13 protein-coding genes are annotated in these 15,173 nt (G+C 73.4%); 5 read left to right on the top strand and 8 right to left on the bottom strand.

The annotated features are described in order from the left end of the window. Positions 1–103 precede the first annotated feature (103 nt). Positions 104–1,042 carry a hypothetical protein gene (locus DMB38_RS11990; protein WP_240662140.1) on the top strand — a complete coding sequence of 313 codons (939 nt, stop codon included), beginning with the start codon at positions 104–106 and terminating at the stop codon, positions 1,040–1,042. A 36-nt stretch (positions 1,043–1,078) separates the two neighbouring features. Here the strand turns inward: DMB38_RS11990 and DMB38_RS11985 are convergent, their stop codons facing one another. After that, on the bottom strand, positions 1,079–1,681 hold the full coding sequence (locus DMB38_RS11985; protein WP_125935167.1) for a class I SAM-dependent methyltransferase: 603 nt from the start codon (positions 1,679–1,681) through the stop codon (positions 1,079–1,081). Between the two features lie 98 nt (positions 1,682–1,779). Between DMB38_RS11985 and DMB38_RS11980 the strand changes: the two genes are divergently transcribed. Beyond that, entirely contained in the window at positions 1,780–2,418 is a 639-nt protein-coding gene (locus DMB38_RS11980; RefSeq protein ID WP_125935166.1) for an XRE family transcriptional regulator, read from the top strand. Between the two features lie 17 nt (positions 2,419–2,435). Here the strand turns inward: DMB38_RS11980 and DMB38_RS11975 are convergent, their stop codons facing one another. Continuing rightward, complete coding sequence (locus DMB38_RS11975; RefSeq protein ID WP_125935165.1) at positions 2,436–3,281, bottom strand: methyltransferase domain-containing protein; 846 nt, start codon at positions 3,279–3,281, stop codon at positions 2,436–2,438. A gap of 219 nt (positions 3,282–3,500) precedes the next feature. Beyond that, complete coding sequence (locus DMB38_RS11970) at positions 3,501–4,523, bottom strand: AraC family transcriptional regulator (RefSeq protein WP_125935164.1); 1,023 nt, start codon at positions 4,521–4,523, stop codon at positions 3,501–3,503. Between the two features lie 303 nt (positions 4,524–4,826). Here DMB38_RS11970 and DMB38_RS11965 point away from each other — a divergent pair, with 303 nt between their 5' ends. Continuing rightward, positions 4,827–5,456 carry a hypothetical protein gene (locus tag DMB38_RS11965; RefSeq protein WP_125935163.1) on the top strand — a complete coding sequence of 210 codons (630 nt, stop codon included), beginning with the start codon at positions 4,827–4,829 and terminating at the stop codon, positions 5,454–5,456. A gap of 196 nt (positions 5,457–5,652) precedes the next feature. On the opposite strand, the gene DMB38_RS11960 is transcribed toward DMB38_RS11965, so the two are convergent. Together DMB38_RS11960 and DMB38_RS11955 are read right to left on the bottom strand one after the other, a co-directional pair. Continuing rightward, complete coding sequence (locus DMB38_RS11960; RefSeq protein ID WP_125935162.1) at positions 5,653–8,238, bottom strand: FtsX-like permease family protein; 2,586 nt, start codon at positions 8,236–8,238, stop codon at positions 5,653–5,655. Between the two features lies 1 nt (position 8,239). Then, a complete protein-coding gene (locus tag DMB38_RS11955; RefSeq protein ID WP_125935161.1) occupies positions 8,240–9,004 on the bottom strand; it encodes an ABC transporter ATP-binding protein in 765 nt (254 codons plus the stop codon). 615 nt (positions 9,005–9,619) lie between these two features. On the opposite strand from DMB38_RS11955, the gene mfd reads away from it, so the two are divergent. Beyond that, positions 9,620–13,174: a transcription-repair coupling factor gene (mfd, locus tag DMB38_RS11950; protein ID WP_125935160.1), complete on the top strand. Its 3,555-nt coding sequence runs from the start codon at positions 9,620–9,622 to the stop codon at positions 13,172–13,174. 24 nt (positions 13,175–13,198) lie between these two features. Here mfd and DMB38_RS11945 read toward each other — a convergent pair whose 3' ends face one another. The 3 genes from DMB38_RS11945 to DMB38_RS11935 all read right to left on the bottom strand — a co-directional run bounded on the left by DMB38_RS11945 (position 13,199) and on the right by DMB38_RS11935 (position 14,270). Then, complete coding sequence (locus tag DMB38_RS11945) at positions 13,199–13,633, bottom strand: TA system VapC family ribonuclease toxin (protein WP_125935159.1); 435 nt, start codon at positions 13,631–13,633, stop codon at positions 13,199–13,201. Continuing rightward, positions 13,630–13,872: a type II toxin-antitoxin system VapB family antitoxin gene (locus tag DMB38_RS11940; protein ID WP_240662138.1), complete on the bottom strand. Its 243-nt coding sequence runs from the start codon at positions 13,870–13,872 to the stop codon at positions 13,630–13,632. The genes DMB38_RS11945 and DMB38_RS11940 overlap by 4 nt, the downstream gene beginning before the upstream one ends. Before the next feature lie 113 nt (positions 13,873–13,985). Beyond that, the gene (locus DMB38_RS11935) at positions 13,986–14,270 is read right to left on the bottom strand and encodes an antibiotic biosynthesis monooxygenase family protein (RefSeq protein WP_125935158.1); all 285 of its coding nucleotides are present in this window, start codon (positions 14,268–14,270) and stop codon (positions 13,986–13,988) included. Positions 14,271–14,410: 140 nt separating this feature from the next. Here DMB38_RS11935 and DMB38_RS11930 point away from each other — a divergent pair, with 140 nt between their 5' ends. Beyond that, on the top strand, positions 14,411–15,172 hold the full coding sequence (locus DMB38_RS11930) for an N-acetyltransferase (RefSeq protein WP_125935157.1): 762 nt from the start codon (positions 14,411–14,413) through the stop codon (positions 15,170–15,172). Position 15,173: the final 1 nt, after the last annotated feature.

Below are 15,173 nucleotides of genomic sequence, written 5' to 3'. Positions count from 1 at the left end.
CGATGACCACCTGAAAGGAGTGGGTGTCAGGTTATGACCGATTAGCGAGAGTCCTGAAGGATGAGCGCCGACAGTCGACCGGGGACGAGAGGAGCTCGATCACATGGGCGCCGTGAAGACGTCGGCTCGGGGCTTCGACACCGTACGCGGTGGGCGCGGCTACCACCCCGACCAAGTGGACGCCGCGGTGACCCGCGTGGGCGAGGAGCGCGACTCCGCCTGGGAGCGGGCCGCCCGCCTCACCGTCCTGGAGCGCGAGCTGAGCCAGGAGCTGGAACGCCTCACCGGCGAGCTGGCACAGGTCAAGGAGCAGACCTACGCGGAACTGGGCCCCCGCGCCCAGGAGATCCTTTACCTCGCCCAGGAGCAGGCCGCGGAGTTGCGCGGCACGGCGGCGGAGGAACTGCAGCGCGCGGAGGCCGAGACGCGCCGGTACGTCGAGGAGACCACCGCCGACACCCGCCGCGCCGCCAACGCCCTGCGCGAGGAGGCCGAGGCCCGGCTGCGCAGCGCGCTCGGCGCGGCCGAGCAGGAGGCGGCCGACCTGCTGGCCTCCGCGCACGCCGCGGTCGAGGACACCGCGGGCGAGGCGGCGGCGGCGCTGGCGGAGATGAAGCACCGCACGGCGGCGATGCTCGACGAGGCCAGCCTCGAACGCACGGCGGCGGCGCGGCGGCTGGACGAGGAGGTACGCGAGCGGCGGCAGGCCATCGACGCCGACCTCGCCACCCGTACCCGGGCCGCGGAGGCGCACCTCGCCGAGCAGCAGGCGGCGCACGCCGAGGCCGAGGCGTACGCGGCCCGCTGCCGCGACGAGGCGGAGGCGCAGGGCGCGGAGCTGGTGGCGGAGGCGGTGGCGCAGGCGGAGCAGATCGAACGCGACACGCAGCGCGCGCTGCGCGAGGCGGAGGGCCGCCGCGAGGAACTGACGGCGCACATGGAACACGTACGCGCCACCCTCACGGCGATGACGGGCCGCGCCCCCGACTCCGACGCAACCACGGGCACGGTCCCGGGCCCCTCCCCCCACGGGGACGACTAGGCCGGAGGGCCGTTGCGCGGTGGGCCCGCGGGGGGCTCACCGCGGGCGGCGGGCTTTCAGGACGGTGTCGTGGGTGTGGTGGGTGCCCGCGGGGGGCGGGGTGGTGCGGGGGCGGGTCTCGTCGAGCAGGATGTCCCAGGCGGGGGCGAGGAGTTCGGCGATCTCCCCGGGCTGGTAGTAACCGGCCGGGTCGAAGCCGGGGTCCCCGTGCCGGTCCGGGTCGGCGGGGGCGTGGGTGGCGAAGAGCAGCGTGCCGCCGGGGGCCACGGCGTCCAGGAGGCCGCGCAGCGCGGCGTGTCCCGGCCGGCGCCTGAGCGGGAAGTAGTGGACGGACACCAGGTCGTAGGCGCCGGCGGGCGGAGGTGCGGCCATCAGATCGGCCCGGGTCCACGTCACCCGGCCGCCGGTGCCGGTGGCCGCGGCGGCGGCCCGCCGCAGGGCGACCCCGGAGACGTCGACCGCGGTGACCCGCCAGCCCCGCCGGGCGAGCCAGCGGGCGTCGGCCCCCTCGCCGCAGCCGGCGTCGAGCGCCCGGCCCGGCGGCAGGCCCGCGGCCTCGGCGACGAGTACGGCGTTGGGATTGCCGCTGAACACCTGATCGCTGCCGCCGTACATCGCATCCCAGTGCGCCGTGTTCATGAGCCCGCTCCTCTCGCTGGGTGACGCCACCGTGCGCCGGGTTCGGCGATCCCGCAAAGTTCTTTGCGGAAAGTGCAAAGCGGCCGCACAGTGGGCCCGTGAGCGAGGACATCGACGCCGTGCTGGCCGCGGTCGGCCCCCGGCTGCGCGAGCTGCGCCGCCGCAGGGGCGTCACCCTGACCGCCCTCTCGGCGGCCACCGGCATTCCGGTCAGCACCCTGTCCCGGCTGGAGTCCGGCCGGCGCAGGCCCGGTCTGGAACTGCTGCTGCCGCTGGCCGGGGCGTACCGGGTGCCGATCGAGGAACTGGTCGGCGCTCCGGAGGAGCTCGATCCCCGGGTGTATCCGCGGCCGTTCACCCGGAACGGCATGACCGTCGTCCCGCTGACGCGCAAGCCCGGCGGGCCGCAGGCGTTCAAGCACCTGCTGCCCGCCGGCCTGACCGAGGGCCGCGAGCCCGACCCCCGGTCGCACGAGGGCTATCACTGGCTGTACGTGCTGAAGGGGCGCCTGCGCGTCGTCCTCGGCGAGAAGGACTTCGTCCTCGGGGAGGGGGAGGCGGCCGAGTTCGACACCCACCTTCCGCACTGGTTCGGCAACGCCGACGAGTACGCCGTGGAGTTCCTCAGCATCCTCGGCCCCCAGGGCGAGCGCGTCCACGTCAGAGCGAGCTTCCGTCCCGACAGCCCCGACAGTCCCGATAGTCCCGACAGTCCCGGCGATCCCGACCGCCTCTGATCGGCCGTGGGCCCCCTTCACCGACGCCGGTACGCGGTGGCCAGCACCGAGACGGTGACCCGGCCCGGCGGAGGTTCCTCCGTACGGGCCGGGTGGCGCGCGCTCGGCGTCATCGCCACCAGGTCCAGGGCCTCCGCCGCGGTCAGGCGGGCGGGGTAGTCGATCCGCTCGGTGGCGGCGGCCTCGAAGAAGGGGCCGAGCGCGCGGTGCAGCCGCTCCTCCTTCGCCGGGTCGACGGTGACCATCGCGGGCCGCCGGGCGCGCAGTTCGGCCAGGTGGCGCCCGGTGGGGCGGAGCACGACCAGCCGGCCGCCCGGCCGCAGCACGCGGTGGAACCCGGCCGCGTTGCGCGGCGCGAAGACGTTCAGGACGACATCGGCCGCGCCGTCGGCCAGCGGCAGGGGGCGGAAGACGTCGGCGGCCACCGCGGCGGCCCGGTCGTGGGCGCGGGCGGCGGCGCGCAGGGCGCGTACGGAGGTGTCGAGGCCGATGCCGCGGGCGCCGGGCAGCCGGTCGAGCACGCCGGCGAGGTAGTGGCCCGTACCGCAGCCCGCGTCCACGACCGTGGCCCCGGCCCTGGAGACCGCCGCGGCGGCCAGCCGGGCGGCGGCCGCGCGCAGCGGTTCGTACGCGCCGGCGGCCAGGAAGCGGCTCCGGGCGCGCACCATGTCCGCGTCGTCGCCGCTGGTGGCGCGGGCGCCGGTGAGCAGGCTGACGTAGCCGTGGCGGGCGAGGTCGAAGGTGTGGCCTGCCGGGCAGCGCAGGGCCCCGACGCCGGGGTGCAGGCGGCGGGCGCGGCGGCACGTGGGGCAGCGCAGCACGTCGAGCGAGAGGGCGAGGGCAGGGGGAAGCGGTACGGGCACGGGGCGCTCCTGGCACGGGGGCGGGCGGGGACCGTGCCTGCGGGCGGGCGCGTCACGCACTGCCCGGGAGGCGGGCGGCGAAGGGGCGCGGGTCACGCGGCAGGCACGCCGGGGAGGGCGACGCCGGCCGGCGTCGCCCTCAGTGCCTTCCGCTCAGAGGAAGCAGTGCGGACCGCTCGTGAATGCCACGCCACGAGTCTACGAGCCGCCCCCGCCGGGTCAGGAGACGCCGTCGGCGGAGGCCGCCGGGTCGCCCTGCCGGAACTCCCGGGGCGTCACCCCGTACGCCGCCCGGAAGTTGCGCGTGAACGCCTCCGCGTGGGTGTAGCCCCAGCGGGCCGCGATCCGGTGCACGGGCACCGCCGCGAGCACCGGGTCGGCCAGGTCGCGGCGGGCGTGTTCGAGGCGCCGGCGGCGGATCCAGCCCGCGACGGTCTCGCGGCCGCCGGTGTGCGCGCGGAAGATCCGGTGCAGGTAGCTGACGGAGACGTGGTGGGCGTCGGCGACGGACTGCGGGGTCAGCTCCGGGTCCTCCAGGTGGTGGCGCATGAAGTCCACGACCCGCACCAGCAGCGCGTGCCGGCGGTGCTCCGGGTCCAGCGACTCCGGTGTCAGCGCCTCCAGTTGGTGTGCCAGGTGCGCGTGCACCAGGTCGAGCACGGCGGTGCCCAGCCGGGCGGTGTCGGTGGGCCGGTAGACGTGCGCGCTGCTCAGCACGTGGCCGACGGTGCCCGCCAGCAGCGCGCCGGGGCCGCGGTCACCCGGGAGTTCCCGCCCGATCAGCCGCCGGAGGCTGCCGGCCGGGAGCGTCAGCCGCTCCTTCGGGATGGTGACGACCAGCGCGTCGAACGTGCCGGAGGCGTCCGCGGCGCGGCAGTCGAAGCCGCCCAGCCGCGTCCCGTCGTGGAAGTACATGCCGCCCGGCCGGCAGACGCCCGTGCGGCCGTCCCAGTCCGTGTGCAGCGATCCCTGCAGGGGCATAAGGAACTGGTACGTGGCGTCGTCGACGCCGGCGTTCGCGGACTCGCGGCGTACGTGCACCGGGGAGAGCCTGCGGGCCGCGACCTGGACCCCGCCCAGAGCGATCTCCAGCTCCTCGGCGAGGAACCCGGTGCCGTCCCTTCGCTCACCGCCCGCCTCCAGCGCGCAGAACCCCTCCATCCGCGAGCACATCCGGTTCGTCCAGTGCGTGAACCGCTCCGGTGCCGGTACCTCGTCGCTGCGGAACTCGTCCCCGATCATGCCTGCCTCCCCGACTGCCCCCCGAGACAAGGCCCCCGAGCCTAGAGCATCCGTTTACCCGCTCTTTACCCGGACCGCGGGGCGTGCGGCGCGCGCCCGGCGTCGACGCATCGTCAAGAAAGTGTCCTCAGAGCGTCAATGACCCGGCCGGTGCCCGGCTGCCACCGTGGGTCGGGACACGAATCTGCGCGTGCGGTGACCGCTCGTGTCCCTGCTTGCATGCCTCTCATGCACGACCAGCACGAGAGACCGCGCGCGCCACCGCGCATTTTCGAAAGGCAACCCTCAGTGAACCGAACTCGCATGACAGTGCTGGCGGCGGTGAGCGCCGCCGCCCTCGCCCTCGCCGGCTGCTCGGACGACGACTCCGACTCCTCCGCCGCGGACCAGGAGTCCTCGCAGGAGGCCGCGCCGGAACCCGAGGAGGAGCCGGCGGCCGCCGAGGAGGAGAGCCCGGCCGCCGCGCCGAAGGAGGTCGAGGTGACGCCGCCGGGAACGAAGCTGAAGATCGGCGAGCAGGCCGTCGTCCCCTACGACAGGGCGGGCGCCACCGGCCACATCGGGATCACCGTCACCGGGGTGTCGGACGTGGACAAGGCGGCCTTCGACGCCGCGCTCGGGGAGAACGGCGACGCGGACATCACGCCGTACTGCGTCGAGTTCACCGTCGAGAACGCGGACGGCAGCGACCTGGGCGGCTCGTACCCGCCGGACCTGGTCGGCACCACCGCCGACGGCGGCGACCCGGGGGCCACGGTCTTCGGCGCGGACGTCGAGGGGTGCGCGGAGGGCCAGGCGCCCGACGAGTTCGCCGAGGCGGGGGCCTCGTACGAGACGAAGCGGCTCCAGGGCGCCGGTCCCGGCGCCAGCGTCGCGGGCGCCTCGTACAAGGAGGACGACTACGAGGACGCGCCGATCGTCTGGACCCCGTAACCGCCGGATCCGCAACAGAGGTTCGGCACCGCAAGCAGGGCCGGCGTCCCACCCCCCGTGGGGTCGCCCGCCCGTCGGGAGCCGCCCGCGGCGGCTCCGACACCGCCCCTCCCGGATACCGCCCGTACCGGGAACGGGCTCGGGGCCCGGCGAACGCCCACCAAGGCTCGCCGGGCCCTTCCACCGCGTACCGCCGCTACTCGGTCGCGATGGCGTTCAGCACGTTCATCCGGCCCGCCCGGAACGCCGGGACCAGCGCCGCGAACAACCCGACGACCGCCGAGCCCGCGAACACCACCCCGATCGTCGGCCAGGGGATGTCGAGCACCTTCAGGCCCTCCAGCGCCAGCAGTTGCTGCGCCGCCGTGCCCCACGCCAGCCCGAGCCCGAGCCCGAGGAGCGCGCCGAAGAGGGCGATCACCACCGACTCCAGCCGGATCATCCGGCGCAGTTGCCTGCGCGACAGCCCGATCGCGCGCACCAGCCCGATCTCCCGGGTCCGCTCGACCACCGACAGGGCCAGGGTGTTGACGACCCCGAGGACCGCCACGATGATCGCCAGCGCCAGCAGCCCGTTGACGAGGTTGAGCATCTGGCCCACCTGGTCCTTGAGGGTCTGCTTGAAGTCGGTCTGGTCGCGCACCTGGTACTGCGGGTACGGGTCCATCAGCTCCTTCAGCGAGGCGTACGCGGCCTCCTCCTGGCCCTCCTTCGCCTTGCCGAACATGATGTCGTCGAACGGCAGGTCGCCCGCCTTGATGTAGTCCCGCGCCGTGGTCAGGTTCAGGTACGCCGCACCCGAGTCGAGCGTGGTCTCGGAGGAGGTGACGGCGCGCAGCGTCAGCTCCGCGGTGCCGCCGTCGGCGAAGTCGACGGTGAGGGTGTCGCCGAGCTTCAGCCCGTGGTCCTTGGCGAAGTCCTCGCCGACGGACATGCTGTCCTTCTTGTAGGCGTCGGCCAGGTCGCCGCGCACGGTCTCGGTCCTGAGGTCCTGCGCGTACGTCGCGGAGGCGGCCGTCAGGCTGTACTCCTCGACCGTCTTGCCGTCCGGCAGCGTCAGGTCCGCGTCGAGCGCCTTGTAGTGCGTGACGTGCTCCATGTGCGGGGCGTCGTCGAGGACCTTCGCCGCCTCCGGGACGATCGGCTGGCCCATGTCGGACTGGATGATGAAGTCCGCGCCCACCGACTTGTCCAGCTCCTCCGTCGCCGAGGCGACCATGGAGGACCCGACCACCGACAGGCAGGCGACCAGGGACAGGCCGATCATCAGCGCCGAGGCGGTCGCCCCGGTGCGCCGCGGGTTGCGCAGCGCGTTCCGCTCGGCCATGCGGCCCACCGGGCCGAAGATCCGCAGCACGCCGGCCGCGAGGGCCCGTACCAGCAGACCGGCCAGCACCGGCGCGAAGACGATGAAGCCCAGCAGGGACAGCAGCACGCCGCCCGCGAGGTACATGGCGCCGTCGGCGGCCTCGTCGACGCGGGTGGTGAGGAAGAGCAGCCCGCCGCCGCCCGCGGTGAGCAGCACGCCCAGCGCGGTCCGTACGGCACCCGCCTTGCGGTCGCCGGGCGTGCCGGCGTCGCGCAGCGCGGCCATCGGCGAGACCTTGCCCGCCCGGCGGGCCGGCAGCCACGCGGCGAGCACGGTGACGACGACGCCGAGGACGATGCCGACGACCGGCGTGGTGGCGTTGATCGTCAGGTCCGCGGTGTTCAGCTCCATGCCGACCGCGCCCATGAGCTTCATCAGCCCCACGGCGATGCCGATGCCCGCGCCGACGCCGAGGACCGAGCCGATCACGCCGAGGAGCAGCGCCTCGACGAGCACCGAGCGGTTGACCTGGCGGCGGCTGGACCCGATGGCCCGCAGCAGCCCCAGCTCGCGGGTGCGCTGGGCGACGAGCATCGAGAAGGTGTTGACGATGAGGAAGATGCCGACGAGGACGGCGATGCCGGCGAAGCCGAGCATGGCGTACTTCATGACGTCCATGAAGCTGCCGAGGTCGTTCTTGTTCTCCTCGACGACCTCGTCCTTCGTCTGCACCTTGAGGGGTTCCGCGGAGTCGGCCACGGCCTTTTGGACCTCGGCCCGCAGCTCTTCGTTCGAGACACCGGCCTCGGCGGTGAGGTTCACCGAGGAGAAGACGCCGGGCTTGCCGAGGAGCTTCTCCTGCGCGGTCGCGGTGTCGAAGTAGACGATCGTCGCACCCGGGTTGGTGATCTTGAAGGTGGCGATGCCGACGACCTCGGAGGTGAACGAGCCGGGGGCGGCGATCGTACGGATCTCGTCGCCGATCTCCACGCCGTGCTTGTCGGCCGCGTCGGCGTCGATGACGACCTCGTCCGGCCCGCGCGGCTCGTGGCCCGAGGTGATCTCCGTGGTCTCCAGCTCCAGCCGGTCCCAGTTGGTGCCGATCGTGGGGGCGCCGGTGGTGGAGCCGAGGTTGTCGTTGTCGGCGTCCGCGACGGTGATGGCGTCGTTGGCCACCTCGCCGTCCGCGGCCTTGACGCCGTCGACCTTCTCGACCCGCTTCAGGTCCGCGGCCGGCATCGTCGGCTGCGGCTTGCGGCCCCACTCGCCGTCGTCGTTGTCGGCGGCCTTGGGGCTGACGCGGACGTCGGAGGCGGACGCCTTGAAGAGCCGGTCGAAGGTGGTGGTCATGGTGTCGGAGAAGACGAGCGTGCCGCAGACGAACGCCACCGACAGCACGACGGCGACGGCCGAGAGCGCCATGCGTCCCTTATGGGAGAAGAAGTTGCGCATGGAGGTCTTGAAGACGGTCATCTCAGGCCACCCGGCCCCGCGCGTCGAAGGACTTCATCCGGTCGAGGACCTGCTCGGAGGTGGGGTTCCACATCTCGTCGACGATGCGGCCGTCGGCGAGGTACAGGACGCGGTCGGCGTAGCCGGCGGCGACCGGGTCGTGGGTGACCATCACGATGGTCTGGCCCAGCTCGTCCACCGAGCGGCGCAGGAAGCCGAGGACCTCGGCGCCGGCGCGGGAGTCGAGGTTGCCGGTCGGCTCGTCGCCGAAGATGATCTCCGGCCGGGAGGCGAGGGCCCGCGCCACCGCCACGCGCTGCTGCTGGCCGCCGGAGAGCTGGCTCGGGCGGTGCTTGAGCCGCTCGGCCAGGCCCACGGTGCCCACCACGCGCTCCAGCCACTCGCGGTCGGGCTTGCGGCCCGCGATGTCCATGGGCAGCGTGATGTTCTCCAGTGCGTTGAGGGTGGGCAGGAGGTTGAACGCCTGGAAGATGAAGCCCACGCGGTCGCGCCGCAGTTGGGTCAGCTTCTTGTCCTTCAGCCCGGTGATCTCGGTCTCGTCGATCCAGATGCGGCCCGCCGTGACCGTGTCGAGGCCGGCGAGGCAGTGCATGAGGGTCGACTTGCCGGAGCCCGAGGGCCCCATGATGGCGGTGAACTGGCCCCGGGCGATGTCCACATCGACATTGTCGAGAGCGAGGACCCGCGTCTCCCCCGAGCCGTACGCCTTGGTCACCTGTCGCGCTCGTGCGGCGACGGCCGTGCGCGCCGCTACAGCCGTAGTCACTGTCGTGTCTCCTTCGTCTGCGGAACCGCCCTGCGGAACCTGTTCGCACCGCTGCCGCGGTGCTGCTTCGTCGTCTGTACGAGTCTTGTGGGCGGGGGCCGGGAAATCCCTGGTGCCTGGCGCCGTATCGGGTGTGGGGATATCCCCACCCCGCTCCTGGGGAAGGACCCCCGCCCGGCCCGCCGTCTCCGCCGTCGACCCGCCTGACCAGGCTAGACAGCCGCGCGGGCGGTCCCGTCGGCCGGACGGAGGAGCCCGCCCCTGCTTTCCGGCGGGGGCGTGCCCTTAGGGGTGCGCGGTGCGGTACGGGCCGGAGGTCGGGGTTCCGCGGCGGCACCTGCGGCTTCGTGCTGAGGGCGCGGGGCGGCGGGCAGCGGTGCGGGGAGTACGGGGGTACGGGGCCCGGGCGGGCGCGGGGGCGCCGGGCGGCGCGGCACCGGGCGGCCGGCCGCCGCCACCGCGCGGGCGGTCCGGCCGCTCGGGGCGCGGGGTGCCGGTGGGGCGTCGTACGCTGGAGACCCCCGGGGCGTCCGCCGCCTCGGGCTGTTCGCGTTGCCCGCGGCGCCAGCCGCCTGCCCACCCAGCCAGCACCCAGCCACCCGGAGCGGATGCCCCATGAGTCTGTACGGCCTGCTCGACGCCGTCGTCCGCGACCCCGCGCTCGCCGAGGCGGTGACCGCCGCGGAGGGCGGCGCGCGGCCGCAGGTCGACCTCGTCGGCCCGCCCGCCGCCCGTCCCTTCGCCCTCGCGGCGCTCGCCGCGCGTACCCGCCGCCCGGTGCTCGCCGTCACCGCCACCGGCCGCGAGGCCGAGGACCTGGCCGCCGCCCTGCGCTCGCTGATGCCGCCGGGCCGCGAGGACGCCGTGGTGGAGTACCCGGCGTGGGAGACCCTGCCGCACGAGCGGCTTTCGCCCCGCTCCGACACCGTCGGCCGCCGCCTCGCCGTGCTCCGCCGGCTCGCCCACCCGGACCCCGGCGACGCGGCGGCGGGCCCTGTCTCCGTCGTCGTCGCGCCCGTACGTTCCGTGCTCCAGCCGCAGGTCAAGGGCCTCGGCGACCTCAAGCCGGTGGCGCTGCGCAGCGGCAGGTCCGCCGACCTGGAGGAGACGGTGCAGGCGCTGGGGGCCGCCGCGTACAGCCGGGTGGAGCTGGTCGAGAAGCGCGGCGAGTTCGCGGTGCGCGGCGGGATCCTCGACGTGTTCCCGCCCACCGAGGAGCATCCCCTGCGGGTGGAGTTCTGGGGCGACGACATCGAGGAGATCCGCTACTTCAAGGTCGCCGACCAGCGCTCCCTGGAGGTCGCCGAGCACGGCCTGTGGGCGCCGCCCTGCCGCGAGCTGCTGCTGACGGGCTCCGTCCGGGCCAGGGCCGCCGACCTCGCCGTACGGCATCCGCAGCTCGGCGAGATGCTGGGGAAGATCGCCGAGGGCATCGCGGTGGAGGGCATGGAGTCCCTGGCCCCGGTCCTCGTCGACGACATGGAGCTGCTGCTCGACGTGCTGCCCGCCGGCAGCATGGTGGTGTCCTGCGACCCGGAGCGGGTGCGGACCCGCGCCGCGGACCTGGTCGCCACCTCGCAGGAGTTCCTCCAGGCGTCCTGGGCCGCCTCCGCGGGCGGCGGCGAGGCGCCGATCGACCTGGAGCTGCTGGGCCGCGCCTCGCTGTGGGGCATCGCCGACGTCCGCGAGCACGCGCGCGAGCTGGGCATGATGTGGTGGTCGGTCAGCCCCTTCTCCGCGGACGCGGAGCTGGAGGACGACACCCTGGAGCTGGGCCTGCACGCCCCAGAGGTCTACCGGGGGGACACCGCCCGCGCCCTCGCCGACACCAAGGGCTGGCTCGCCGACGGCTGGCGCGTGGTCTATCTCACCGAGGGCCACGGCCCCGCGCAGCGCACCACCGAGGTCCTCGGCGGCGAGGGCATCGCCGCCCGCCTCGACGCGGACCTCGCCCCCGACGCGCTCGCCCCGTCCGTCGTGCACGTCTCCTGCGGCGAGCTGGACCACGGCTTCGTCGCCCCCGGCCTGCGCCTCGCGGTGCTCACCGAGACCGACCTGTCCGGCCAGAAGGCCGCCGGCCGCGAGGGCGCGCGGATGCCCGCGCGGCGGCGCAAGCAGATCGACCCGCTGACCCTCCAGGCCGGCGACTACATCGTGCACGAGCAGCACGGCGTGGGGCGCTACCTGGAGATGGTGCAGCGTACGGTCCAGGGCGCCACCCGCGAGTACCTGCTGGTGGAGTACGCACCCGCCAAGCGCGGCCAGCCCGGCGACCGGCTCTACATCCCCACCGACCAGCTCGACCAGGTCACCAAGTACGTCGGCGGCGAGGCCCCCACGCTGCACCGGCTGGGCGGCTCCGACTGGGCCAAGACCAAGTCCCGGGCGAAGAAGGCCGTCAAGGAGATCGCCGCCGACCTCATCAAGCTCTACTCGGCGCGCATGGCCGCCCCCGGCCACGCCTTCGCGGGGGACACCCCGTGGCAGCGCGAGCTGGAGGACGCGTTCCCGTACGTGGAGACGCCCGATCAGTTGTCCACCATCACCGAGGTGAAGGAGGACATGGAGAAGCCGATCCCCATGGACCGCCTCGTCTGCGGCGACGTGGGGTACGGCAAGACGGAGATCGCGGTGCGGGCGGCGTTCAAGGCGGTCCAGGACGGCAAGCAGGTCGCTGTCCTCGTACCGACGACGCTCCTGGTGCAGCAGCACATGGGCACGTTCTCCGAGCGGTACGCGCAGTTCCCCGTGGTGGTGCGGGCGCTGTCGCGGTTCCAGACGGACACCGAGGCCAGAGCCGTGCTCGACGGGCTGCGCGAGGGCTCCGTGGACATCGTCATCGGCACGCACCGGCTCTTCTCCTCCGACACCCGGTTCAAGGACCTGGGCCTGGTCATCGTGGACGAGGAGCAGCGCTTCGGCGTGGAGCACAAGGAGCAGTTGAAGAAGCTGCGCGCCAACGTCGACGTGCTGACGATGTCCGCCACCCCCATCCCGCGCACGCTGGAGATGGCGGTCACCGGCATCCGCGAGATGTCGACGATCACCACCCCGCCGGAGGAGCGGCACCCGGTGCTGACCTTCGTGGGCCCGTACGAGGAGAAGCAGATCGGCGCCGCCATCCGCCGCGAACTGCTCCGCGAGGGCCAGGTCTTCTACATCCACAACCGGGTGGAGTCCATCGACCGCGCCGCCGCCCGGCTGCGGCAGGCCGTGCCGGAGGCGCGGGTCGCCACGGCCCACGGGCAGATGTCGGAGTCGGCGCTGGAGCAGGTGGTGGTCGACTTCTGGGAGAAGAAGTTCGACGTGCTGGTCTCCACGACGATCGTGGAGAACGGCATCGACATCTCCAACGCCAACACCCTCATCGTCGAACGCGGCGACACCTTCGGCCTCTCGCAGCTCCACCAGTTGCGCGGCCGCGTCGGCCGCGGCCGCGAGCGGGGCTACGCGTACTTCCTGTACCCGCCGGAGAAGCCGCTGACGGAGACGGCGCACGAACGCCTCGCCACCATCGCGCAGCACACGGAGATGGGCGCCGGCATGTACGTGGCGATGAAGGACCTGGAGATCCGCGGCGCGGGCAACCTGCTGGGCGGCGAGCAGTCGGGCCACATCGCGGGCGTCGGCTTCGACCTGTACGTCCGGATGGTCGGCGAGGCCGTCGCCGATTACCGCGCGACGCTGGAGGGCGGCGCAGAGGAGGCGCCGCCGCCGGAGGTGAAGATCGAGCTGCCGGTCGACGCCCACGTCCCGCACGACTACGCCCCGGGCGAACGGCTGCGCCTGGCGGCGTACCGCGCGATCGCCTCGGTGACGTCGGAGGACGACATCCGCGCGGTCCGCGAGGAACTCACCGACCGCTACGGCCCCCTCCCGGAGCCGGTCGAGAACCTCCTGCTGGTCGCCGGCCTGCGCATGCTGGCCCGTGCCTGCGGCGTCGCGGACATCACCCTGCAGGGCACCCGCATCCGCTTCAGCCCGGTGTCGCTGCGGGAGTCGCAGGAACTGCGGCTGAAGCGGCTGTACCCGGGCGCGGTGGTGAAGCCGGCGCTGAACCAGATCCTGGTGGACCGCCCGAAGCCGAAGCAGATGGGCGCCCAGCCGCTGAAGGGCCGGGAACTGCTGGCATGGGTGGGCGAACTGCTGACGACGATCCTGGATTCGTAGGGACGAGCGACGGGAGCGGGGGCGTCACCCCTGGAGAGGATTGCGCACCCGGACTCCGGGAAACCGGCTGAAGTCACGGTCGGCGGACCAGAGTTCCCGTACGCCGTGCATCCGGCACAGCGCGGCGACGCGCCCGTCGTGCACCATCGGCCCGGCGACCTTGCCCTGCTCCAGCGCCTCGCGGAGCACGGGCCAGTACCCGGTGCCCTCGGCGAGGAGGACGGCGGTGGGGGACTGCAGCCAGGCGTCGATCTGGGTCAGCGCCTGGTCGGTGGTGCTCGGCGGCTGGTAGACGCGCGGGTGGGTGGCGACGGAGAAGAACTCGTGCAGACACGGCCACGGCAGCGCCCACGGGACCGACCCCTCGGCGAGCCCCCGCACGGCGGCCGCGGCGGCGTCGTGGAACGGGCTGTCCGCGCGGTGGGCGTAGACGAGCACGTTGGTGTCGAGTGCGATCACGCCCGGTCCCCGTAGGCGAGGTCACGGATCTCGTCCCAGCTCGCCCCGCGCACGTCCCGCTGCAGCCCGTCGCCGGTCACGCTGGCGTCCCGCAGCGTGAAGGCGGCGCGGTCGGCCTCTTCCTCCAGGACGGCGCGCAGGCCCTGCTCGATGAGGGCCTTGAGCGTGGTTCCCTTGCGTCGGGCCGTCCGGCGTGCCTCGGTCAGCAGCGCGTCGGAGATGTCGACGGTGGTCTTCATATGGCTCACCATACCCATGGACCCATACTCCCATACATCGTGACACTCTGCATTGGATTATCACCCTGCGTACGGGTGTGCTGATTGGGTCGGTGTCCGGTGTGCCTGTGGCTCTACGGGGCCTCGATGCCGGAGATGCGGTACTTGTGGACGTCCGCGTCGAGGATGCGGACGGACTGGTCGGCGTCCGGGCCCGTGCCGCGGAAGCGGAGGACGTCCTCGTCGGTCTCCCACCGCTCGTAGACGTTGATCCGGTCCGCCTCGACGGGGTCGGGGGAGAGCGCGAAGTCCAGACAGCCGGCGGCGGCGCGCGCCTGCGTGACGACGTTCGCGCAGCCGGCCAGATAGTCGTCCCGCCCGGCGGCGTCGACTCGCAGCATCCCGGCGATGATGATCATGATGTTCTCTCCGGTTCTCGGTGCGGCGGTGTGTGGGTACAGACCACCGCGGCACGCAGGATTCATCGCACCGCCACGCCGCCCGCCACGCCCCGTTTAACCTCGGCGGATCGCCCCCACCCCTCGCTACACTCCGCCGGATGGACCCGATCCGCGTCACCAGCCTCGCCGAACGCCCGGAACTCCGTGCCCGGCTCTGGGAGATGGCGGACTCCTGGCCGGAGTTCATAACCCACGACCACGTCGCGAACGCCCTCCACGAGCGGATCGCCGAGGTCTTCCCCGAGCACGTCCACGTCGCCACCGACGAGTCCGGCGCGGTGGTCGCCCGCGCGTTCGCCGTACCGTTCGCGCTGCGTGGCCCGGGCCAGGACGGGGCGCTGCCGGGGCGGGGCTGGGACCAGGTGCTGGTCTGGGCGTTCCAGGACCGGCGGGACGGGGTCGAGCCCGACACCGTCAGCGCCATCGAGGTCGCCGTCGACGCGGGCCGGCAGGGCGGCGGGCTGTCGGCGGTCATGCTCGGCGCGATGCGCACGGCCGCCGCGGACCGCGGCTTCGCGGAGGTCGTCGCCCCCGTACGCCCCAGCGCGAAGCACCTCGAACCGCACACCCCGATATCCGAGTACGCCACCCGCGTACGCGACGACGGCCTCCCGCACGACCCCTGGCTCCGCGTCCACATCCGCGCGGGCGCCACCCTGGCCGCCCCCGACCCGGTGGCCCCGGCCTCGATGGTCATCGCCGCCCCGCTCCCGCAGTGGCGAGTGTGGACGGGCCTCCCCTTCGACAAGGAGGGCTGGACAACGGTCCCGGGCGCCCTCACCCCGGTCCGCTGCGAACCGGCCCACAACTGGGCGGTCTACGTGGAACCCAACATCTGGCTCCGCCACCACCTGGGGTGAC

Origin of the sequence: Streptomyces sp. WAC 06738, from assembly GCF_003945505.1 — a bacterium.
Lineage (GTDB): Bacteria > Actinomycetota > Actinomycetes > Streptomycetales > Streptomycetaceae > Streptomyces.
This window is presented reverse-complemented; position numbering and strand designations above follow the sequence as displayed.